This is a genomic window from Streptomyces sp. NPDC051172 (assembly GCF_040682555.1).
Classification (GTDB): Bacteria; Actinomycetota; Actinomycetes; order Streptomycetales; family Streptomycetaceae; genus Streptomyces.
The window spans coordinates 1-1,040 of sequence record NZ_JBFBBE010000490.1; the positions used below are offsets into that span (position 1 = coordinate 1).

Annotated in this window: 1 protein-coding gene; it reads right to left on the reverse strand. The window is 68.7% G+C overall.

What is annotated here, in order from left to right; all coding sequences use genetic code 11:
• Positions 1 to 1,040, reverse strand: a 1,040-nt coding sequence (locus AB0N07_RS52155) for an MFS transporter (RefSeq protein WP_365848168.1), incomplete at both ends; no start/stop codon positions are given.

The following is a 1,040-nucleotide window of genomic DNA, read 5'->3' on the forward strand; positions in this document are numbered from 1 at the left end:
GCCGACTGCGGGCCGTAGGACGGGCCCAGACCGAGGGTCAGGACGAACAGGCCCAGCGAGAACAGCGGCAGAGACGCGGTGTTGAGCAGCCCGAACAGCGGGAAGGCCCAGACGATCAGGAAGCCGTAGCCGAGGACGAAGGTCAGCTTGCGGCCGATCTTGTCCGAGATCCAGCCGCCGAGCAGGGTGAAGATGAACCAGCCGACGCCGCCGATGAGGCTCGCGATGAGCACCTCGGAGGAGGTCATGCCCAGGCCCTTCGGGCCGCCGTACTTCGAGAACCACGCGATGAGCAGGTAGCCGACGCCGTTGTTCGCGGCGAAGATCACGGCGGCGAGGATGACCTCCTTGGTGTGGTGCCGGAAGAGCTCGCCCAGCGGGGCGGACTCGTCCACCTTGAGCTGCTGCATCTCCTTGAAGACCGGGGACTCCTCCACGGCCTTGCGGATCAGGTAGCCGATGACGATCAGCACCACGGAGATCAGGAACGGGATGCGCCAGCCCCAGGCGAGGAACTGCTCCTCGGACATGGTGGAGCGCACGATGAACAGCACGCCGGTGGCCAGGATCATGCCCAGCGGCACGCCGATCTGCGGGGCGGAGCCGAACAGGCCGCGCTTGCCGTGGGGGGCGTGCTCCACGGACAGCAGCGCCGCGCCGCCCCACTCGCCGCCCGCGGACAGGCCCTGCAGCAGGCGCAGTGCGACGAGCAGGATCGGGGCCCACACACCGATCTGGGCGTAGGTGGGCAGCAGGCCGATGAGGGTGGTGGCCAGGCCCATGCCGATCAGCGTGAGGGACAGGACGAACTTGCGGCCGAAGCGGTCGCCGAGGTGGCCGGCGATGATCGCGCCGAGCGGGCGGACGAGGAAGGAGATGCCGAGGGTGGCCCACGCGGCGATCTGGGAGCCGCTCTCGCCCATCGGCTGGAAGAAGAGGGCGGCGAAGACGAGTGCGGTGGCCTGGGCGAAGATGAAGAAGTCGTACCACTCGATGGTGGTGCCGACGACGGTGCCGGCGATGACCTTGCGCTCCTCGCG